Source organism: Reyranella sp. (assembly GCF_044224635.1).
GTDB lineage: Bacteria > Pseudomonadota > Alphaproteobacteria > Reyranellales > Reyranellaceae > Reyranella.
Window position 1 is genome coordinate 19,569 of sequence record NZ_JBGAKA010000014.1, and the last position, 21,147, is coordinate 40,715.

A 21,147-nucleotide genomic window follows, 5' to 3' on the forward strand; every position below is an offset into this window, starting at 1 on the left:
CATGGCCGACTCCGTGTTCCACAAGGACTTCAAGGCGACGCCGTGGTGGTGGGAATGGTGGCATCCTTCCAACGCCCTGTCGCAGGATCCGCCGCGCAGGACCGAGGTGCTGGTGGTCGGCGCCGGCTACGGCGGCCTGTCGACGGCGCTCGAGCTCGCGCGCTCGGGCGTCGAGGTGACGGTGCTCGAGCGCGGCGCTTTCGGCGTCGGCGCCAGCACGCGCAACGGCGGCGGCGTCAGCGGCGGCACGACGCTGGGCAAGGGCTTCTCCGGCAAGGGCGCCGGCGGCGATCGCGAGGGCTGGAAGCGGGTGATGGAGCGCATGCTCGCCGATGCCGCCGACTCGCTGGCCCAGGTGGAAACCGTGATCCGGCGCGAGGCCATCGACTGCCACTGGCGCATGAGCGGCCGCTTCAGCGGCGCCTTCACGCCGCGCCACTATGCCGAGCAGGCGACCAAGGTCGGCACCTACAATGACGGCGCGGGGCTGGGCACCTACATGGTGCCGCGCGAGCAGCAGCGCGAGGAGATCGCCTCGGACTACTACTACGGCGGCATGGTGGTCGAGCGCACCGGCCAGCTCCATCCGGCGCTCTACTATGGCGGCCTCCTGGAGGCGACGCATCGCGCCGGCGCCCGGCTGTGCGCCGAGTGCGATGCCGAGCGCATCGAGCGCAAGGGAAGCAGCTCCGGAGGCGGCTTTCGCGTGCTCACCAGCAAGGGCGCGATCGAGGCGCGCGAGGTGGTGATCGCGACCAACGGCTACACCACCGATCTGACGCCGACCCTGAAGCGCCGCCTGGTGCCGGTGGCGAGCCATATCATCGCCACCGAGGAGCTGCCCGAGGATCTGATCCAGAGCCTGATCCCGAAGAACCGCGTGGTCAGCGATACCAAGCGGGTGCTGTGCTACTATCGCCAATCGCCCGACAACAAGCGGGTGATCTTCGGCGGCCGCGCGCGCTTCACCCAGGTCTCGCCCGAGGTCAGCGCACCGGTGCTGCATCGCTACATGGTCGAGCGCTGGCCGCAGCTCGCCGGCACCAAGGTGACGCACGCCTGGACCGGCAACGTCGCCTTCGCCTTCGACTACCTGCCGCACATGGGAACGGAGCAGGGCATGCACTACCTGATGGCGTGCAACGGCTCGGGCGTCGCCATGATGAGCTATCTCGGCTACCAGACGGCACGCAAGATCGCCGGCGGCTCGAACGCGCCGGCCAACGCCTTCGACGAGCGCGACTTCCCGACCGTGCCGTTCTACTCGGGCAATCCCTGGTTCCTGCCGCTGGTCGGCGCGTGGTACCGCACGCGCGACTGGTGGGACCGTCTCGGGGCTGGCTGACTCATTCCCTTGCTTGACCGCGGGCGTCTCGCCCGCTTTTGAGTCGTGAGCGGGCGGGACGCCCACGGTCCGGCAAGAGCATGAGCGCGCCGCCGCGCTTCTACCGCGGGCCTGGTGCGTGAGGTAGGGTCGTGCGCCGCGTCGTTGGTTGGCCGGCCAAGCTTGGAACGTACGGATGAAGCTCAGTCAGTTGGGGATCATTGTCATGGCTGCCGTGCTGGCTGCGGTGTCGCCGGCCAGCGCCCAGATCCTGCCGATCCCGCCGGGCTGGCAGATGGAGCGGGCGGTGCTGGTCAGCCGGCACGGCGTGCGCGCGCCGTTGCTGAGCAATGCCGAGCTCGACAGCCGGTCGGCCAGCCCGTGGCCGGCCTGGCCGGTGCCGCCCGGCTTCCTGACGCCGCGCGGCGAGGAGCTGCTGCGCCTGATGGGCCGCTACTACCGGGTGCTCTATGGCGGGCGCGGGCTGGTGCAGTCCGACGATTGCCCGCCGCGCGGCACGGTGTCGGCGTGGGCCGACGTCGACCAGCGCACGCGGGCGAGCGCGATGGCGCTGCTCAGCGGCATGTACCCGCGCTGCCCCACGCTCAACGTGCGCAACCAGGACGACCCGGCGGTGCCCGATCCCCTGTTCCATCCGCAGCCGACCGCGAGCTGCCCGATGGACGGGGCTGCCAACCGCGCCGCCGTGCTGGCGCGGATCGGCGGCAACTTCGCCTCGCTGCAGCGCGAGTACGGCCCGCAGCTCGCGCTGATGCAGCGGACGCTCTGCCCGCCGTCGCTCGCCGGCGGCAAGGCGTGCGGCCTTGCGGGCGAGCAGCCGGGCCTCGAGAGCCGGCCCGACGGCAGGATCCGTCTCACTGGCTCCGTAGGCTTCGCCTCGAGCGCGGCCGAAACCTTCGCCATGGAGGATGCCGAAGGGCTGCCGGTCGCCTGGGGCCGGCTGGCCGGCGAGGCCGGGCTGCGGGACCTGCTCAAGATCCATGGTCTCGAAGTCGACCTCGTCGACAAGACCCTGCCGCTCGCCCGCCAGCACGGCTCCAACCTGTTGAGCCAGATCGTCGCCACGCTGCAGGACGGACACGACTTCCCCGGCCAGCCGCGCATCGCCGAGCCGGTGCGGTTCGCGCTGCTGGTCGGCCACAGCACCAACCTCGCCAACCTCTCGCGGCTATTGAACATCGGCTGGCAGATCGCGGGCTTCCAGCCCAACGAGCTGTCGCCCGGCGGCGCGCTCGCCTTCGAGCTCTATCGCGAGGAGCGGACCGGCCAGCGCTACGTGCGGCTGGCGTACTATGCGCAGACCATGGCGCAGATGCGCGGCCGTACCGTGCTCGAGGCGACCGAGCCGCCCGGCATGGTTGCCGTCGCGCTGCGGGCCTGCGCCGCTCACGAGCGCGAAGGCGCCTGTCCGGTCGAGCGCTTCGTCGAGCTCGCCAGGCAGGCGATCGACCCGGCCTGCGTGACCGTCAAGCCGTAGCGGCGATGGCGCGGCGGGCCAGCGTGGTGTCGACGCAGGCCTCGTAGGCGACGTCGCGGCCGAGCGTGCCATGGGCGCGCATCGCCGCATGCAGCCAGTCGTAGCCGGCGCGGCGGATCAGCGGATCGGGTCCCCACAGGCCGAGGGCGCGGTAGCGCGCGATCGACGCGGCGAAGATCGCCGGCTCGACGTCGGGGAAGTAGCCCGCCAGCAGGCCCGCGATCTCGGCCGGCGGCGTCGCCGCGAACTGCCCGAGCGTGCGATGCATCCCCGTGGTCATGGCGAGCAGCTCGTCCTGGCGCTTCTCGAGCGTGCCGCGACGCGTCACCAGGGTGGTGTAGGCGGTGGGGCCGCGCGTCGCGGCAGCGTACCACAGATGGCCTGCGCCCGAGGCGATCAGCTGCTCGACGTAGGGCTGGAAGAGCTGGGCGGCGTCGAGCGTGCCGGCGCGGATCGCGGCGGCGTTGTCGGCCATCGAGGGGCCCGAGAGGGGCTCAAGGCGATCGGGATCGATGCCGGCCAAGCGCAGATCGTGGGCCAGGCATATCCATGGCGTCGGCACTTCCGAGACCGCGGCGAAGCTGACCTGCGCGAGGTCGGCGAGCTTGAAATCCGGCCGTGGCCTCGCGCCGACGACGAAGAACGGATCGCGCGCCACCACGTCGGCGAAGCAGACGAGGTCGGCGTCGCGCTCTCGGTCGTGCACGATCATGACGCGCAGCGGCCCGCCCCACATCACGTCGGCCTCGCCGGCGCGCAGCGCCGCGGCGGCGGCCTGCGGGCTAGGCGAGGGCCGCAGGATCACCTCGACGCCGGCGTCGCGGAACGCGCCGGTCGCCAGCGCGGCATAGAACGGCGCATAGAACAGGGCGCGGAAATTTTCGCTGAGCACGATCGGCACGGCGGACGGACTCCTTCGATATGCGGCACGACGGAGAGCCGTGCCGACGCACTCTACACGCGTTGCGGGCGACACGTCCTCCCCGGGAACGGCGTGTCGGCATTCAGCGATCGGAGACGAGCCGCTGCCTGCCGAGCGGTGTTACCGTCACGCTGCCGTCGGCGCCCTCTTCGATGAGGCCGAGATCGAGCAGGCGCGGCCGGTGCTCTGCCGGAAGGGCGGCGAGGCTGCCCTCCTGGAGGCCACGCAACGCGCCGAGCGCCGCCTGGCTCAGCGGCGCGATCAGGCCGCGCGGCATCAGTGGTCTGGGCTGTCGGGCCATCGTCGTTTCTCCGGTCGTGTCGGTCGCGGTCAACGCGACGCCTCATCCGGAGTTGAAGGCGGGAATCAGCTATCTGCCGGGAACCATCACGACGGCGCCAGAATCCAGGTTCCGCGCGCAACCCGTTGGGCGGCGGCCGTCTCGGATCACGCGATCTCGGCGGTGGGCAGGGACGGGCGGTCGTGCAGCAGGGCGAGCAGGCCGCGCTCGAGCGCGGCGGCGTCAATCGGCTTCTGCAGCACCGGCACGGCGGCGTAGCGGCGATCGATGCTCTCGCGCTGGAAGCCGGTGATGAAGAGAAACGGCACGCTGTGCGCCAGCAGCTGGTCGGCGATCGGGTTGGCCAGCTCGCCGGCGAGGTTGAGATCGAGGACGGCGCCATCGAAGCGCTCGCTGCGTGCCGCCGCCAAGCCGTCGGCAAGGCGCGCATACGGACCGACGACGATGGCTCCGAATCCCTCGAGCGTGCGCTTCAGCAGCATGCTGACCAGCATCTCGTCCTCGACGACCATCAGGCGCACGCCGGCGAGATCGCGCTTGTCTGGAACCGTCGTGGCCTGCGCCGGCGGGACCGCCGCCACTGCGGACGCCGCGGCGCTGGCGGATTGCGCGACCGAAATGGCGAGCCGGCAGCGCAGCCCCTCCGGCTGCCAATCGTAGTCCACGGCGCCGCGGAACTGCGCCTCGATGCTCGAACGCACGATCGTGAGGCCGAGGCCCAGGCGCGCGGGCTCCTCGGTCGGCGGACCGCCGCTCTCGGTCCAGTCGAGCACCATGCTGTCGCGCTCGGTCCGCCACGTCACGCTGAGAGTGCCGGTGTCGGTCGAGAAGGCGCCGTACTTGGCGGCATTGGTGGCGAGCTCGTGCAGCGCCAGCGCCACGGCCTGCGCGGTCGCCGGCAACAGGATCACGCGCGGCCCGCTGGCGTTGACGCGGCGGCGATGGCTCGCGTGGTAGGGCGCCATTTCCTCGTCGACGATCTTGCCGAGCTCGGCGCCCTCCCAGCGTGTCGCCGACAGGAGATTGTGGGTCGCCGCCAGGGCATGGACGCGCCCTTCGACGGCCGAGATGAAGGCTTCGATCGTCGGCGCCTTGGTGAGCCGCAACATCGACAGCACGACGGCCAGGGTGTTCTTTGCCCGATGGTCGACCTCGCGCGCCAGCAGCGCCTGCCTCTCCTCGGTCCGCTTGCGTTCGGTGATGTCGACCGTCACCCCGGTCATGCGCAGGGGCTTTCCGCCAGGGTCGCGCAGGATGATCCCGGCGCCGTAGCACCAGCGCAGCTCGCCGCTCGGTCGCACGATCCGGAACTCGGTCTGGAAGCGCGCCTGCGGCGACACCAGGATCGACGACAGGGCGCTCCTCTCGCGATCGTCGGGATGCATCATCGCCTCGATCCGCGCGACCGTCGGGACGAACGTCGCCGGATCGACGCCGAAGATGCGGTAGGGGCCATCGTCCCATTCAATCCGTCCGGTGGCGAGGTCGACCTCCCAGGATCCCATGTTGCCGGCGGACATGGCGATGGACCGCCGGTCCTCGCTCTGGCGCAGACGCTCGGCCTGCGCCTCGAGCTCGGCGGTGCGCGCCGCGACGCGGGCCTCGAGCTCGGCATTGAGCGTCTCGAGCTCGCGGGTCTTGCGATAGAGGTCGACGAACACGCGGACCTTGGCGCGCAGCACCTCGGGCACCACCGGGACCTGGACGTAATCGACCGCCCCGATCTGATAGCCGCGCAAGAAATCCGTCTCGGCGACCTGGATTGCCGAGACGAAGATGATGGCGAGCCGCTGGAAGCGCGGATGATCGCGGATCATGCTGGCGAGCTGGAAGCCGTCGAGCTGCGGCATGACGACGTCGATCAGGACGACGGCGACGTCTTCCGTCTTGAGCAGGATGCCGAGCGCCTCGTGCGGCGAGGTCGCCTTGATCAGGGTCTCGCCGAGCTCGGCGAGGATGACCTCGTAGCTCAGGAGCTTGGCCGGCTGATCGTCGATCAGCAGGATGTTGACCTTGTCCATGGCCGCCAGTCGGTCCGTCACGTCAGCGATGCAGCCACAGGCGCAGAGCCGAGAACAGCTGCTCGGTGTTGACCGGCTTGGCGAGGTAATCGGAGGCCCCGGCCTCGAGGCACTTCTCGCGATCGCCCTTCATCGCCTTGGCGGTGAGCGCGATGATCGGCAGGCGGCGCAATGAGGGGTTACCGCGGATCAGGGCGATGGTCTCGTAGCCGTCCATTTCCGGCATCATGATGTCCATCATCACGATGGCGACCTCGGGCGAGCGTTCCAGGATCGAGATGGCCTCGCGTCCGGTGGTCGCGGCCAGCACCCGCATGTTGCGCCGCTCGAGCGCGCTCGACAGGGCGAAGATGTTGCGGGTGTCGTCGTCGACAACCAGCACGGTGCGCCCCGCCAGCATCTCGTCGGAACTGTGCAGGCGTTCCAGCATGTGCTTCTTCTCGTCGGGCAGATCGGCCGCCACCTGATGCAGGAAGAGGGCGGTCTCGTCGAACAGGCGCTCCGGCGAGGCGGCGCCCTTGACCACGATGCTGCGCGCCATGCTGTGCAGGCGGGCGTCCTCCTCGGGCGACAGCTCGCGTCCGGTGAACACCACCACCGGCAGGTCCGACAGGGTTTCGTCCTTCTGGATCTCCTCCAGCACGTCGAAGCCGGAAATGTCGGGCAGCCTGAGGTCGAGCACCATGCAATCGAAGCGCTGCTCGCGCAGCTTGGCGAGCGCCGCCTTGCCCGAATCGGCGGTGGCGATCTCGAGATCGGGATTGGACAGCAGCTCGCTGACGCCGAGCCGTTCGGCGGCGTCGTCCTCGGCGATCAGCAGCCGCTTGCGTCGCGGCCGCACGTATTCGTTGATGCGCGCCAGAGCGTCGTTCAAGCCTTGCGACGTCGTCGGCTTGTTGAGGTACGAGAAGGCGCCGCGCGCCAGACCCTGCTGGCGATCCTCGTCCATGCTGAGGATCTGCACCGGGATGTGCCGCGTCTCGAGCGTGCGCTTGAACTGGCTGAGCACGTTCCATCCCAGCATGTCGGGCAGGAAGATGTCGAGTGACATGGCGAGCGGCTTGTACTGCAACGCAAGATCGAGCGCTTCCGCGCCGCGCGCGGTCACCACCGCGCGCAGTCCCGCGGCATGGGCGGCATCGACCAGGATGCCGGCATAGTTCGGATCGTCCTCGACGATCAGCAGGCAACGGTCGCCGGGCAGGATGGTGTGGCGATCGTCGGGGAACTGGTCGACCAGGTGCTCGGGCAGCGCCACTTGCGGCAGCGGCAGGCTGCCGACCTGCGGCAGGCGCATCGCCGTGCGCGGCCCGGTGTACAGGGTCGGCAGGTACAAGGTGAAGGTGCTGCCGATGCCGGGCGTGCTGCGCAAGGTCAGCTCGCCGCCCAGCAGGCTGGCGAGCTCGCGGCTGATGGCAAGGCCCAGGCCCGTGCCGCCATACTTGCGGCTGGTGCTGGCATCGGCCTGCTGGAAGGCCTCGAACACGATCTTCTGCTTCTCGACCGGGATGCCGACGCCGGTGTCGGTCACCTCGAAGGCCACCACCGAGCTCGCCTGGTTGAGCGAGAGATTGTCGGAGCGCCATCCGGCCTGAGCCGGCACGACACGCAGCCGCACGCTGCCTTGGGCGGTGAATTTCAGCGCGTTGGACAGCAGGTTCTTCAGGATCTGCTGCAGGCGCTTGGAATCGGTCACGATGCTGCGGCCGAGATGCGGATCGATCTGGACCTCGAACGACAGGCCCTGCGATTCGGCCTGATGGCGGAACGGCCGCGCCACGGTCTCGAGCACGTTGGAGAAGAAGATCTCCTCGGCATCGACCGTGACCGTGCCCGATTCGATCTTGCTGAGGTCGAGGATGTCGCTGATCAGGTTCAGAAGGTCGGTGCCGGCGCCGTGGATGGTGCGCGCGAACTCGATCTGCTTGGCCTTGAGGTTGCCTTCGGGGTTGTCGGCGAGCTGCTGGCCCAGGATCAGGATCGAGTTGAGGGGCGTGCGCAGCTCGTGGCTCATGTTGGCCAGGAACTCCGACTTGTAGCGCGAGGTCAGCGCCAGCTCCGACGCCTTCTCCTCGACGGCGCGCCGCGCCTGCTCGATCTCCTGATTCTTGCGCTCGACCTCGAAATTGCGCTCGGCGAGCTGGGCGGCCTTCTGCTCGAGCTGCTCGTTGGTCTGCTGCAGCTCGCCCTGCTGGGTCTGCAGCTCGCCGGCGAGCTTCTGCGACTGCTCGAGCAGCCGCTCGGTCTGCATCGTCGCCTCGATCGAGTTCAGCACGATGCCGATCGACGCCGTGAGCTGCTCGAGGAAGGCGATCTGCAGCTCGGTGAAGTCGTTCAGCGAGGCGAGCTCGATCACCGCCTTGACCTGGCCCTCGAACAGGACCGGCAGGACGATGATGCTCTTGGGGGCCGCCTGGAACAGGCCCGAGCTGATCGGATGGCCCGTACCGATCAGATGAATCCTCGGCGGCATGTCGGTGATCAGGATCTGGCGCCGGTCCGCGGCGCACTGGCCGATCAGCCCTTCGCCGATGCGGATCGTTTCCGGATGGCCCGATCGGCTGTCGGCATAGACCGACAGCAGATGCAGCCTCTCCTCGCCTTCGAAATCATCCTTGGTCTGGTAGATCACCGCTTGGTGCGCCTCGACCAGCGGCGCCAGCTCGCTCAGCATCAAGCGGCCGACCGCGCCCAGATCGCGCTGGCCCTGCAGCATGTTGGTGAAGCGGGCGAGGTTGGTCTTCAGCCAGTCCTGCTCGGTGTTGCGCTCCGTTGTCAGACGGAGATTGTCGATCATGGTGTTGAGCTTGTCCTTCAGCTCGGCCAGCTCACCCAGCGCGTCGACCTGGATCGAGCGCGTCAAGTCGCCCTTGGTGACGGCGGTCGCCACCTCCGCGATGGCGCGCACCTGGGCGGTAAGGTTGGTCGCCATCGAGTTGACGTTGTCGGTCAGGTCCTTCCAGGTGCCCGCGACGCCCGGCACCTGGGCCTGCCCGCCGAGCTTGCCTTCGGTGCCGACCTCGCGGGCGACGCGGGTGACCTCGCCGGCGAAGCCGTTGAGCTGGTCGACCATCGTGTTGATGGTCTCCTTGAGTTGCAGGATCTCGCCGCGCACGTCGACGGTGATCTTCTTGGAGAGATCGCCGCCGGCCACGGCGGTGGTCACCTCGGCGATGTTGCGCACCTGTGTGGTGAGGTTGGCGGCCAACATATTGACATTGTCGGTCAGATCCTTCCAGGTGCCCGCGACGCCCGGCACCTGGGCCTGCCCGCCGAGCTTGCCTTCGGTGCCGACCTCGCGGGCGACGCGGGTGACCTCGCCGGCGAAGCCGTTGAGCTGGTCGACCATCACGTTGATGGTCTCCTTGAGCTGCAGGATCTCGCCGCGCACGTCGACGGTGATCTTCTTGGAAAGATCGCCGGTGGCGACGGCCGTGGTCACATCGGCAATGTTGCGCACCTGTGTGGTGAGGTTGGCGGCCAGCAGGTTGACGTTGTCGGTGAGGTCCTTCCACACGCCGGCGACGCCCGGGACCTGGGCCTGTCCGCCGAGCTTTCCCTCGGTGCCGACCTCGCGGGCGACACGGGTGACCTCGCCGGCAAAGCCGTTGAGCTGGTCGACCATCGTGTTGATGGTCTCCTTGAGCTGCAGGATCTCGCCGCGCACGTCGACGGTGATCTTCTTCGACAAGTCGCCGTTGGCCACCGCGGTAGTGACCTCGGCGATGTTGCGCACCTGGCCGGTGAGGTTGGTGGCCATGAAGTTGACGTTGTCGGTGAGGTCCTTCCAGGTGCCGGCGATGCCGGGCACCTGGGCCTGGCCGCCGAGCTTGCCTTCGGTGCCGACCTCGCGGGCGACGCGGGTGACCTCGCCGGCAAAGCCATTGAGCTGGTCGACCATCGTGTTGATGGTCTCCTTCAGCCGCAGGATCTCGCCCGAAGCGTCGACCGTGATCTTCTTGGAAAGATCGCCGCCCGCCACCGCGATCGTCACGTCGGCGATGTTGCGCACCTGGGTGGTGAGGTTGGCGGCCAGCAGGTTGACGTTGTCGGTGAGATCCTTCCAGGTTCCGGCGACGCCCGGGACCTGCGCCTGCCCGCCGAGCTTGCCTTCGGTGCCGACCTCGCGCGCCACGCGGGTGACCTCGCCCGCGAAGCTGTTGAGCTGATCGACCATCGTGTTGATGGTCTCCTTGAGCTGCAGGATCTCGCCGCGCACGTCGACGGTGATCTTCTTGGAGAGATCGCCGCCGGCCACCGCCGTCGTCACCTCGGCGATGTTGCGCACCTGGGCCGTGAGGTTGGTGGCCATCGAGTTGACGTTGTCGGTGAGATCCTTCCAGGTTCCGGCGACGCCCGGCACCTGCGCCTGTCCGCCGAGCTTGCCTTCGGTACCGACCTCGCGGGCGACGCGCGTCACCTCGCCGGCGAAGCCGTTGAGCTGGTCGACCATCACGTTGATGGTCTCCTTGAGCTGCAGGATCTCGCCGCGCACGTCGACGGTGATCTTCTTGGAAAGATCGCCGCGCGCCACCGCGGTGGTCACGTCGGCGATGTTGCGCACCTGGTCGGTGAGGTTGCCGCACATGGCGTTGACCGAGTCGGTGAGATCCTTCCAGGTGCCGGCCACGCCGGGCACGATCGCCTGGCCGCCCAGCTTGCCTTCGGTGCCGACCTCGCGCGCGACGCGCGTCACCTCCGAGGCGAAGGAACGCAGCTGATCGACCATCGTGTTGATGGCTTCCTTGAGCTGCAGGATCTCGCCGCGCACGTCGACCGTGATCTTGCGCGACAGGTCGCCGTTGGCCACCGCGATGGTCACGTCCGAGATGTTGCGCACCTGGGCCGTCAGATTGTTGGCCATCGAGTTGACGCTCTCGGTCAGCTCGCGCCACACGCCGGTCACCTCGCTCACCTTGGCCTGGCCGCCGAGCTTGCCTTCGGTGCCGACCTCGCGCGCCACGCGCGTCACCTCGGAGGTGAACACGCTCAGCTGCTTGATCATGGTGTTGACGATCGAGGCCGAACGCAGGAACTCGCCCTTCAGCGGCCGGCCGTCGACGTCGAGGCGAACCGTCTGCAGGAGATCGCCTTGGGCGACGGCGCTGATCACGCGCGTCACCTCGGTGGTCGGCCACACGAGATCGTCGATCAGACCGTTGACGGAGCCCTCCATCTCGCCCCACTGGGCGGTAGAGATGCCGAACTTGACGCGCTGACGGGTGCGTCCCTGCTCGCCGACCGACTTGCCGATGCGCTCGAGCTGCTGCGCCATGATCTGGTTGGCGCCGATGATCTCGTTGAACAGGACGGCGATGCGTCCCAGCTCGCCATCGCGCCGCGCCGGCAGACGGACCGAGAAATCACCGGCCCGCATCGCCTCCAGGGCGTTCTGCAGCTCATTGAGGTCGGGCGAGACACCGTTGATGCCGGCCGTGCTGCGCGCTGAGGGGGCGGGAAGGCCGGTCGGGCCGTTTGCGATGCTCGTGCCGGTATCGATCTGGGTAGCCATGGTCTGATCCCCCTGCCCGCAGGCGTCTCGCGCACGGTGGGCACGCGATCAGGGGAGCCCTCCCGCAGGGTTCTGCTCCCAAAAACGCATTCCTTCCCCGCAACCAACTGGAAACGCGTTCGTTGCTAGGTGGTTGCGTCCGTTGAGGAACATGTTTAAAGAGGTCAGACCACGGACTGTCCAAGCTTCAGATGAGCGACCCCACCGGACCCAACATCCTTCGACCGATCAGTGAGGAAGACCAGACGGGGGCTGCCCGGGTCTTCGCCTTCTTTCGCGACCGCTTGATGTCTGGGGAATTGAAGGCCGGAGACCGCCTGCTTCCGGAGCGCGTCCTCGCCCTCGCCTTGGGCGTGAGCCGCCCTGTGCTACGCGAGGCACTGCGTTCTCTGTCCGTGCTGGGACTGCTCGACATCCAGCACGGGCGCGGCGCCTTCGTTCGGGCTGCCGACGCCTCCGTGCTGGGTCAGGCCCTGACGCTCTGCCTGCTGCATCAGCCCAACATCATCGACGACATTCTGCAGGCGCGGATCGCCATCGAATGCCAAGCCATCCGGCTCGCCTGCGAACGGGCGAGCGAGCGGGACCTGCAAACGATCGGCGGGCTGCTCGATGCCCTGGTCAATTCGTTCGAGGATCCCGAGCTTGGCAGCACCGCCGATCATGCGTTCCATGTCGCCATCGTGCAGGCGAGCGGCAGCGGATCGTTGATGAAGATCTACGAGGCGATCTCGCCGCTGCTGCGTCAGGGCCATATCGACCGCCGACCCGACTCGTTCTCCGACCCGGTTGTCGCCGCGCGCATCCTCGCTGCCCACCGCGAGGTGTTTCTGGCGCTCGTGCGGCGCGAACCGGATGTCGCCGAGCAGTTGCTGCGTGACCATTTCCGGATAGGCGACGAGTTGCGCCGCAGTAGCCTGATCACGTCTTACGTGTCGCAAGAGCAGCCGTCATGAAGGTCGTCGTCGGATCGGATCACGCCGGTTTCGCCATGAAGCGCGAGCTCATGCCGTTCCTGCAGGAACTCGGCCACGAGATCGATGACGTCGGGTCCTATGATCCCGATCCGGTCGACTTTCCCGACATTGCCCGCAAGGTCGCCGCTGCCATCGTGTCGGGCCGCTCGGAACGCGGGCTGATGGTCTGCGGCACCGGCGTCGGCGCCGCGATCGGCGCCAACAAGATGAAGGGAATTCGGGCTGCCGTCTGTCACGACATTCATTCGGCCCACCAGTGCGTGGAGCACGATGATGTGAACGTCATGTGCATAGGCGCGCAGATCGTGGGCGCGTGGCTCGCCAAGGATCTGATTGCGGCGTATCTCGCCGCGAAATTCTCGACAGAAGAAGAGTTCCGCCGTCGCGTTGCAAAGCTCGCTGACATGGACGCGGCTCGATAGAGTTCGAGCGCTGAAAGCGGAGGAACTATGAAGAGACTAGTATTTTGCATCGCGATTGGTCTGCTGATGACGATGGGCTGGCTGCAGACGGCCAGCGCCGACGCGCTCGATGACATCAAGAAGGCGGGCAAGATCAGGATCGCCGTCGATCTCGGCGTGCCGCCCTACGGCATGACCGACGACAAGATGCAGCCGAGCGGCTCGGATATCGAGACCGCCAGGGCGCTTGCCAAGGATTGGGGCCTCGAGTTCGAGCACGTGCCGACGACCGGCGCGGCTCGTATCCCGGCGCTGCAGACCGGGAAGGCGGATCTCGTGATCTCGACCCTGTCGATCACGCCGGAGCGCGCCAAGGTCATCGACTTCTCCCTGGGTTATGCCGTGCTGCGTACGGTCATCGCGGCACCCAAGAGCGTCAACGTCAAGAGCCTGGCCGATCTCGACGGCAAGACCGTCGGCACGGTGCGTGGCACCACTCACGACACGCAGCTCACCAAGGAAGGCCCCAAGGGCATGAAGCTGGTGCGCTACGAAGACGACGCGACCGAGGCCCAGGCTTTCCTGAGCGGCCAGGTCGACATCTTCTCGACCGCCGAGCTTCTCGTCGCGCCGATCGACAAGAAGAACCCGGCTCGTCAGGTCGAGGTCAAATTCGTGCTCGACACCTTCAAGCTCGCCATTGGCGTGAAGAAGGATGAAAAGCGCCTGCTTGAGGAGGTCAACAAGTGGATCGCCACCAATCTCAAGAACGGCAGGCTCGACGCCATCTACCGCAAATACCACGGCAACGGCTTGCCGGAGGTCATCCTGACTCAGTAGTTGGCGAGCGGGGCGTCGTGAATTCCCAGAAGCTGGAAATCATCGACGCCCACCACCACCTCTGGGATCCCGAGCGCAACTACCATCCATGGCTTCGCGACGAGCCGCAGATTCCGTTCCGCTACGGCGACTACAAAGCCCTTTGCCGACGCTACCTGCAGGAGCAGTACCTCGCCGATTCACGGGAGTACAAGGTCGTCGGCTCGGTCTACGTCGAGACCGAATGGGATCCGAGCGATCCGATCGGCGAGATGGCCTACGTGGCCGAGCTCCGCAAGATCGGTCTGCCGTCGGTCGCAGTCGGTCAGGCTTGGCTCGACCGCGCCGACTGGGGCGAGGTGCTGGAACGGCTGACCGGTTTCGACTTCGTCCGCAGCGTTCGCCACAAGCCGCGGCCCGGCGACATGAAAACGGCGACGCGCTGGCGGCGCGGCTTCGCGAAGCTCGCCCGCCGCCTGGGCCGCTTCGACCTGCAGACGCCGTGGATCTACCTCGGCGATGCCGCCGAGCTCGCGCGCGAGTTCCGCAGCGTCCGCATCATCCTCAATCATGCCGGATTGCCCGTCGATCGCTCGCCTGACGAGCTCGTGGGCTGGCGCCGGTCGATGGCACGACTGGCCCAGGAGCCCAACGTCGTGGTGAAGATCTCCGGTCTCGGCCTACCGGGCGTGGGCTGGACGGCGGCGGACAATCGCGGGATCGTGCTCACTGCAATCGACCTGTTCGGCGTCGACCGCTGCATGTTCGCCAGCAATTTCCCTGTCGATGGCCTGTGCGCCAGCTTCGGCGACATCTATCGCGGGTTCGAGAAGATCGTGCGCGACTTCACGGCCGAGGAGCGCCGTGCCCTCTTCGTCGACAACGCGCGTCGAATCTACGCGGTTCCGACCTGACCGGCGGTCCTGGAGAGCTCGTCATCAGCCCGCGTCGCAAAACGGCCTTCGCACGGGACATCGCTCCGGAATTGCCGAAGGCCGAATAAAGCCGCAAATTCCAGGCGTGTCGTACAAGTTCGATTTCGAGTTTCTGGCCGACAGGTGGCCGGATTTCGTCGCAGGTGCGTGGCTCACCATCCAGCTCACCGTTCTGTCGATCGCATTCGGGTTCGTGCTGGGAACGATCTGCGCCTTGGCACGAGCTTACGGCGGGCCGCTGCTCGGCCGCCTGACCGGCATCTATGTCGAGACGATTCGTAACACGCCGCTCCTGATCCAGATCTTCATCGTCTATTTCGGGCTGTCGAGCCTCGGTCTGAAGCTCAGTGCCGACGTCTCGGCGGTGATCGCGCTCACCGTCAACATGGGGGCCTACACCACCGAGATCATGCGCGCCGGCGTGCAATCGATTCAGCGGACCCAGCTCGAGGCAGCCGATTGCCTGGGCCTCACCCGCCTGCAGACCATCCTGCACATCGTGCTGCTGCCCGCCATGGAGCGGGTTTACCCGGCGCTGGCCAGCCAGGCCGTACTATTGATGCTGGCCTCGTCGATCACGTCGCAGATCTCGGCCGAGGAGCTGACGGCGACAGCCAATCTCGTCCAGTCCGACACCTATCGCAGCTTCGAGGTCTACGTCGTCGTCGCCATTGCCTACCTGGTCTTGTCGGCTCTCTATCGCTTCGCCTTCTGGGCAATCGGGCAGGGGCTGTTCGCCCGCCGCCGCCGGCTGGGAACGCCGTTGTGATCCAGCTCAGCGCCAATCATCTGCTCTATCTCGTCGAGGCGGCGCGGTGGACGATCCTGCTGTCGCTGATCGCGTTCGTCGGCGGCGCGCTGGTCGGCCTGCCGCTGTCGCTGATGCGCGTTTCGACGGTGCGCCTGCTCCGCAGCCTCGCCAGCGGCTACATCCAGGTGATCCAGGGGACGCCGTTGCTGATCGTGCTGTTCCTGTCCTACTTCGGGCTCGGAATCCTGGGCTACAAGCTCGTCCCGCTGGTCGCTGCCGGCGTCTCGCTCACCTTGTACGCTGCGGCCTTCCTGGGCGAGATCTGGCGCGGCTGCATCGAATCGGTGCCCAAGACCCAATGGGAGGCATCCGATTGCCTCGGCCTGGATCGGGTGCAGCAGTACGCCTACGTCATCCTGCCGCAGGCGATGCGACTGGCCATTCCGCCGACTGTCGGTTTCATGGTGCAGATCGTGAAGAACACCTCGCTTGCTTCCGTGATCGGCTTCGTCGAGCTGTCGCGTGCCGGGCAGATCGTGAACAACTCGACTTTCGAGCCGTTCGCCATCTTCGCCGCCGTGGGCGCGATCTACTTCGTGCTGTGCTACCCGCTCTCGCTTGCTGCCCGCACGCTGGAAAGGAAGGCCCATGCCGGACGCTGAGCCGGCGACGGCCGACGACGCCGTCGTGCACATCGAGAACGTGGTCAAGGAATTCGGGCCCCTGAGGGTGCTCGATGGCGTGGGCTTCGACGTGGCACGCGGCCAGACCGTGGCGATCGTCGGACGCAGCGGCTCTGGCAAGAGTACATTGCTGCGCTGCATTGCCGGGCTGGAAACCGTGCAGGGAGGCCGCATCACGGTATGCGGTCACGAGGTCGGCCGTCCGGGCAGCGCGGCGCGCGCCCAGCTGAGGCGCGACGTCGGCATGGTGTTCCAGAGCTACAACCTGTTCCCGCACCTCACGGTGGAGAGAAACATCACGCTCGCGTTGACCCTGGTGAAAAGGCTGGGCAAGGCGGAAGCGAGGCAGCGCGCCGCCGAGGTGCTGGGCCTGGTCGGCCTGACCGACAAGCTCACGTCCTATCCCGAGCAGCTGTCGGGCGGCCAGCAGCAGCGCGTGGCGATCGCCCGTTCGCTGGCGCTTCAGCCACAGGTCATGCTGTTCGACGAGGTGACGTCGGCGCTCGATCCCGAGCTCACGGCCGAGGTGCTGGGGGTGATGGAGGATCTTGCGCGACGCGGCATGACCATGATCAGCGTCACCCACGAGATGGGCTTTGCCCGCCGCGTCGCCGATCTCGTCGTGTTCATGCACAAAGGCAAGGTCTGGGAGATCGGTCCGACCGCCGAGCTGTTCGCGAAGCCACGGACTGCCGAGCTCAGGCAGTTCGTCGGTAGCGAGCTCTAGCGGGCAGAGGAAACGCGCTCAGGTGAGCGGTGCGACCGACAAGCCTTTGACCTTGTGCCGTTCGATCAGGCTCGCGACCAGTCCGGAGCGCTTGGCGTTCTCGACGAAGTTGGCGAGGTAGCTCGCCCCTGCGGCGTTGGGCTTGGGCGTGCCGACGGCCTGCTGGACGGCGGAGAACTTGCCATCGAGGATCTTCATGTCGGGTGCCTTCTCGATATCCTTCAGGAGGCCGGGACGAAGACCGGCCAGGACGTCGAGCTTCTCGTCGACGAACTTGTTGAACGCCGCATCGAGTCCGCTCACCGGCAACAGGGTGGCGTGCTTGATGTTGTTCTCGAGCCAGAGGCCATAGGCCGAGCGCGCCGACACGGCGATGCGCACACCGGGCTTGTCGACGTCGGCGATGGATTTGATGGCCGAGTTCTTGGGCACCATGTAGGTCGCCTCGATCTCGACATAGGCGGCGGTGAAGCTGATCGAGGCGGCGCGCTGCGGCTCGGCGCCGATCAGGCCGATATCCCAGACGTTGTTGTTCACCTGATCGGCGAGCTCTCCGGGAGACTTGAACGACACGTAGGTCACCGGGACGCCGAGGCTGGCGGCGATCTCGCGCGCCATGTCGGGCGCCACGCCGACGGGCTCGGATTTCTCGCTGCGGCCGGTGACCAGCAGGAAGTTGGAGAGGTTGATGCCGGCGCGCAAAACACCGGTCGGGGCGAGCTCAGCTCGGGCTTTCTCGGACATGGCAGCAGTCTATACCGATCCCGCTGGCGAGCGAAATGCATCGTCCCGGGTCCCCAGCCATCGCTGCGCGAACGGTCCTTCCGCGCGCGGAAATCGACGGCAGCGCATGCTGCGCTCGGGATGACAGGATTGTTGTCATTGCGAGCGCAGCGAGGGACCTTTCTCTTTCGAAACGACCGGGAGAGAAAGACATGAAGATCACCGACGTCACGTTGACCCTCTTCGCGTGGGACGACATTCCGCCGACCCAGTACGGCCAGCACAGCAAATTCGCCGGGTCGAGCGCCTTGGGGCTGCTGCGCCTCGTCACCGACCAGGGCATAGAAGGCCATGCCTTTCTCGGGTCGGCTTCGAACTCGGCCGCCATCGATGGCCAGGGACTGATCACGCACCTGAAGCCGGTGCTGATGGGGCGCAACCCATTGTTGCGCGAGGCGATCGTTGTCGATCTGTGGCGCCGCCAGCGCCCTGCCGGCGTGCGCACGATCGGCGCGGTCGACGTGGCGCTATGGGACCTCCTGGGCAAGGCGACGGGCCAGCCGATCCATCGCCTGCTCGGCACCTACCGCGAGGCCGTGCCGGCCTACGCCAGCTCCGCCGTGCTTGCCTCGGCCGAGGCCTATGCCGAGGAGGCGGTGCAGTTCAAGGAGTATGGCTGGGCCGCCTACAAGATCCATCCGCCGACTCGCTGGAGGGAAGACATCAAGGTCTGCGAGGCGGTGCGCCGGGCGGTCGGCGACTACACGATCATGCTCGATTCGACATGGTCCTACGATTTCCCCGCGGCGCTGCGCGTCGGCCGGGCGGCCGAGGAGATGGATTTCCACTGGTACGAGGATCCGCTCGCCGATCAGGACATCTACAATTACGTCAAGCTGAAGCAGCAACTGTCGATCCCAATCCTCGCCACCGAGTATCCGATCACCGGGCTCGACGGCTATCAGCCGTGGATCATGCTGCAGGCCACCGATTTCCTGCGCGGCGACGTGGCGGTGAAGGGCGGCATAACGACCCTGCTGAAGGGCGCACACCTCGCCGAATCATTTCGGATGAACTACGAAGTCCATCACGGCGGCAATTCGCTGAACAACGTCGCCAACCTGCACGTCATTGCCTCGCTCCGCAACACCGAGTTCTTCGAGGTTCTGTTGCCTGACGGCGCGCAGAAATACGGCCTGGCCCAGGACATCGTCGTCGGCCGTGACGGAATGGTGCACGTGCCGAACGATCCCGGACTTGGGGCGGCCATCGATTTTGCGCTGATCGAGCGAAAGAAGTTGGCCGTCCTGTCCTAGGCGGGGAACGCAACCAGGCAGGGCCAGGAGCGTTCCGCCGGTATCGTAAATCTGCACAGACAGGAGGGTCTCCATGCTGCGCACGTTGCTTCCGCTTGCGCTGATTGCCACTGCGGGCACCGCTTATGCCCAGACGATGTCGACGCCCGCTCCGACCACGTCGGCTCCGCCCCAGACCATGTCGACACCCGCGACGCCCGCCCAGCCGATGGCGTCTTCCACCCAGAGGACGACCACCACCGGACAGCCGATGTCGACCGGCAACCAGCCGATGTCGACGACTGGCCAGCCGACAGCCGGTTCTGCTGCCGGCTCAGTCGATGCCAATGGCCAGCCGGTAATCGGCCGCAACGACTGGGTCCGCCAGCCTGGCGATCGCCAGGGCTCGGGGCAGGGATCAGGGATGCAATCGCCCAGCAGGGACCCGAACATGGCAGCCGCCCCGGCGAGGGCGCGGGCGGGCGGAGCCGTGCAGCCGGGACCCGACGGCACGTTCCGTGACGAGTATGGATTCCGTTATGATGCCCAGGGCAACCGCATCGACGGCCGCGGTCGGCTCATCGCACCGCCGATGAGTCGGCAGTGAGACCACATTGAAATGCGTAGGTTCGCCTCCCCAGCCCGCTGGGGAGGCGAACGCAAATGCCTATTTGTCGAGCCACACGTCTTCGAAGCGGAAGCCGTTGTAAACGCTGTTGACGTTCGCCACGTAACCCTTGACGTAGGGCTGCATGCAGATCGAGGCGCGGTTCCACATGACGATGGGGCGGGCGCCGTCCTCGAGCAGCTTGCGATCGATTTCCCACACGATCTTCTTGCGCTTCTCGATGTCGGTCTCGGCCGACTGGGCGTCGAACAGCTTCTCGATCTCCGGATTGCAGTAGCCGGTGTAGTTGCGCTCCGACTTGCACGAGAAGTTTTCGTAGTAGTTCTGATCGGGATCGTCGACACCGTTGCCGGTGGTGTTGAGCCCGAGCGCGTACTTCTTCTGCGCGACCCTGGGGAACCACTGCGAGGTCTCGATGATGTCGACGTCGGCGTCGATCCAGATCTCCTTGAGCTGGCTCGCCAGGATGACCGCCGGATCCTTGTAGAGCGAGATGCCGCGGGTTGCGATCTTGAGCGGCATGCGCTTGTCAGGCCCATAGCCCAGCTTCTTCATGATGGCGCGGGCTTCCTCGCGGTTCTTCTGGACGTCCGGCCCGTAACCCGCCACCGAATCGTACATCTCCTGCGGCAGGCCCCAGACGCCATCCGTGACCGGCTGCATGCTGCCGCCCAGCTGGGCATCGCCCTGGTTGAGGATGTCGACGAACGACTTGCGATCCATGGCGAGGATCACCGCCCGTCGCAGCTCGGGATTGTCGAACGGCGGTGCGTCGCGATTGACGATAATGTTGGTGCTGTTGTTCATCGAGGTGGTCTGGCACTCGACGTTGGGCATCTGGGCTTTGATGTCCTTCAGCAGCGGCATCGTCACCTCCCACGGGAAGGTGATGTCGAAGCGGCCCGACTGGAAGCTCAGCATGGCGGTCGCGCGATTGGGCACGATCGTGAACTCGATGGCGTCGAGATAGGGCTTGCCTTTCTTCCAGTAGTCGGTGTTCTTCGTGATCTTGATGCCTTCGTTCTGCTTGAACTCGACGAACTTGAAAGGCCCCGTGCCGATCGGCTTGGTGCGCATTTGCGCCGACGGAATGTGGCAGGGATAGATCGGCGAGTACCCGGACGCCAGCAGTGACAGGATCGAAGGCTGCGGTCGCTTGAGATGGATCGTCACCTCGTAGTCGCCGCTGGCCGTCGTGCTGTCGACGTTGCCGTACCATGACTGGCGCGGATTGCGGCGCAGCTTGTTTTCGGCCTTGCCGGTCAGCAGAGCCATGGTGCAGACGACGTCCTTCGCGGTGAAGGGCTGGCCGTCGTGCCACTTCACGCCTTCCTGCAGCTTGAAGGTGATGTTCTTGTTGTCGGCGCTCCAGCTCCACGACTTGGCGAGGTCGGGCACGATGGTTTGCGGGCTGTTCTGCGGCTTGCTCTGGTCGTAGAGCACGAGATTGTTGAACAGCGACATGAACGGGATGACCGTCGAGTTGGTCGATTCCTCGTGGATCGAGGCGCTCGGCGGATTGTCACGATGATACATTTTCAGGACGCCGCCGCTCTTCTGGGCGAACGCGCTGCCGGAGCAGCAGACGAGAGCGGCGACGACGCCGCCCAACCAAACAGACGCACGCATT

Annotated in this window: 17 protein-coding genes; 10 read left to right on the top strand and 7 right to left on the bottom strand. The window is 66.6% G+C overall.

What is annotated here, in order from left to right; genetic code table 11:
• Position 1: 1 nt before the first annotated feature.
• Together ACILR9_RS14570 and ACILR9_RS14575 are read left to right on the top strand one after the other, a co-directional pair.
• Complete coding sequence (locus ACILR9_RS14570) at positions 2-1,345, top strand: NAD(P)/FAD-dependent oxidoreductase (protein ID WP_395710662.1); 1,344 nt, start codon at positions 2-4, stop codon at positions 1,343-1,345.
• Positions 1,346-1,550: 205 nt separating this feature from the next.
• A complete protein-coding gene (locus tag ACILR9_RS14575; protein ID WP_395710663.1) occupies positions 1,551-2,822 on the top strand; it encodes a histidine-type phosphatase in 1,272 nt (423 codons plus the stop codon).
• Here the strand turns inward: ACILR9_RS14575 and ACILR9_RS14580 are convergent.
• The 4 genes from ACILR9_RS14580 to ACILR9_RS14595 form a co-directional block, all read right to left on the bottom strand.
• A complete protein-coding gene (locus ACILR9_RS14580) occupies positions 2,812-3,723 on the bottom strand; it encodes an ABC transporter substrate-binding protein (protein ID WP_395710664.1) in 912 nt (303 codons plus the stop codon). The genes ACILR9_RS14575 and ACILR9_RS14580 overlap by 11 nt on opposite strands.
• A gap of 103 nt (positions 3,724-3,826) precedes the next feature.
• Complete coding sequence (locus tag ACILR9_RS14585) at positions 3,827-4,078, bottom strand: hypothetical protein (protein ID WP_395710665.1); 252 nt, start codon at positions 4,076-4,078, stop codon at positions 3,827-3,829.
• A gap of 113 nt (positions 4,079-4,191) precedes the next feature.
• Positions 4,192-6,087 carry a response regulator gene (locus tag ACILR9_RS14590; RefSeq protein WP_395710666.1) on the bottom strand — a complete coding sequence of 632 codons (1,896 nt, stop codon included), beginning with the start codon at positions 6,085-6,087 and terminating at the stop codon, positions 4,192-4,194.
• 1 nt (position 6,088) lies between these two features.
• Positions 6,089-11,578: a HAMP domain-containing protein gene (locus ACILR9_RS14595; RefSeq protein WP_395710667.1), complete on the bottom strand. Its 5,490-nt coding sequence runs from the start codon at positions 11,576-11,578 to the stop codon at positions 6,089-6,091.
• A gap of 191 nt (positions 11,579-11,769) precedes the next feature.
• Between ACILR9_RS14595 and ACILR9_RS14600 the strand changes: the two genes are divergently transcribed.
• The 7 genes from ACILR9_RS14600 (at position 11,770) to ACILR9_RS14630 (ending at position 16,871) form a co-directional block, all read left to right on the top strand.
• A complete protein-coding gene (locus ACILR9_RS14600) occupies positions 11,770-12,534 on the top strand; it encodes a FadR/GntR family transcriptional regulator (RefSeq protein ID WP_395710668.1) in 765 nt (254 codons plus the stop codon).
• Positions 12,531-12,977: a ribose 5-phosphate isomerase B gene (gene rpiB / locus ACILR9_RS14605; RefSeq protein WP_395710669.1), complete on the top strand. Its 447-nt coding sequence runs from the start codon at positions 12,531-12,533 to the stop codon at positions 12,975-12,977. The genes ACILR9_RS14600 and rpiB overlap by 4 nt, the downstream gene beginning before the upstream one ends.
• A gap of 27 nt (positions 12,978-13,004) precedes the next feature.
• A complete protein-coding gene (locus tag ACILR9_RS14610) occupies positions 13,005-13,796 on the top strand; it encodes a transporter substrate-binding domain-containing protein (protein ID WP_395710670.1) in 792 nt (263 codons plus the stop codon).
• Positions 13,797-13,813: 17 nt separating this feature from the next.
• Positions 13,814-14,689 carry an amidohydrolase family protein gene (locus ACILR9_RS14615; protein WP_395710671.1) on the top strand — a complete coding sequence of 292 codons (876 nt, stop codon included), beginning with the start codon at positions 13,814-13,816 and terminating at the stop codon, positions 14,687-14,689.
• A 106-nt stretch (positions 14,690-14,795) separates the two neighbouring features.
• A complete protein-coding gene (locus tag ACILR9_RS14620) occupies positions 14,796-15,479 on the top strand; it encodes an amino acid ABC transporter permease (RefSeq protein WP_395710672.1) in 684 nt (227 codons plus the stop codon).
• Positions 15,476-16,123 carry an amino acid ABC transporter permease gene (locus ACILR9_RS14625; RefSeq protein WP_395710673.1) on the top strand — a complete coding sequence of 216 codons (648 nt, stop codon included), beginning with the start codon at positions 15,476-15,478 and terminating at the stop codon, positions 16,121-16,123. The genes ACILR9_RS14620 and ACILR9_RS14625 overlap by 4 nt, the downstream gene beginning before the upstream one ends.
• Positions 16,110-16,871 (top strand): amino acid ABC transporter ATP-binding protein, encoded by a 762-nt coding sequence (locus ACILR9_RS14630; protein ID WP_395710674.1) that lies wholly within the window; start codon positions 16,110-16,112, stop codon positions 16,869-16,871. The genes ACILR9_RS14625 and ACILR9_RS14630 overlap by 14 nt, the downstream gene beginning before the upstream one ends.
• Before the next feature lie 18 nt (positions 16,872-16,889).
• Here ACILR9_RS14630 and ACILR9_RS14635 read toward each other — a convergent pair whose 3' ends face one another.
• Complete coding sequence (locus tag ACILR9_RS14635) at positions 16,890-17,615, bottom strand: transporter substrate-binding domain-containing protein (RefSeq protein WP_395710675.1); 726 nt, start codon at positions 17,613-17,615, stop codon at positions 16,890-16,892.
• 191 nt (positions 17,616-17,806) lie between these two features.
• Between ACILR9_RS14635 and ACILR9_RS14640 the strand changes: the two genes are divergently transcribed.
• The gene (locus ACILR9_RS14640; RefSeq protein WP_395710676.1) at positions 17,807-18,910 is read left to right on the top strand and encodes an enolase C-terminal domain-like protein; all 1,104 of its coding nucleotides are present in this window, start codon (positions 17,807-17,809) and stop codon (positions 18,908-18,910) included.
• A gap of 123 nt (positions 18,911-19,033) precedes the next feature.
• Here the strand turns inward: ACILR9_RS14640 and ACILR9_RS14645 are convergent, their stop codons facing one another.
• Together ACILR9_RS14645 and ACILR9_RS14650 are read right to left on the bottom strand one after the other, a co-directional pair.
• On the bottom strand, positions 19,034-19,342 hold the full coding sequence (locus tag ACILR9_RS14645; RefSeq protein WP_395710677.1) for a hypothetical protein: 309 nt from the start codon (positions 19,340-19,342) through the stop codon (positions 19,034-19,036).
• 214 nt (positions 19,343-19,556) lie between these two features.
• Positions 19,557-21,146: an ABC transporter substrate-binding protein gene (locus ACILR9_RS14650; RefSeq protein WP_395710678.1), complete on the bottom strand. Its 1,590-nt coding sequence runs from the start codon at positions 21,144-21,146 to the stop codon at positions 19,557-19,559.
• Between the last annotated feature and the right edge of the window lies 1 nt (position 21,147).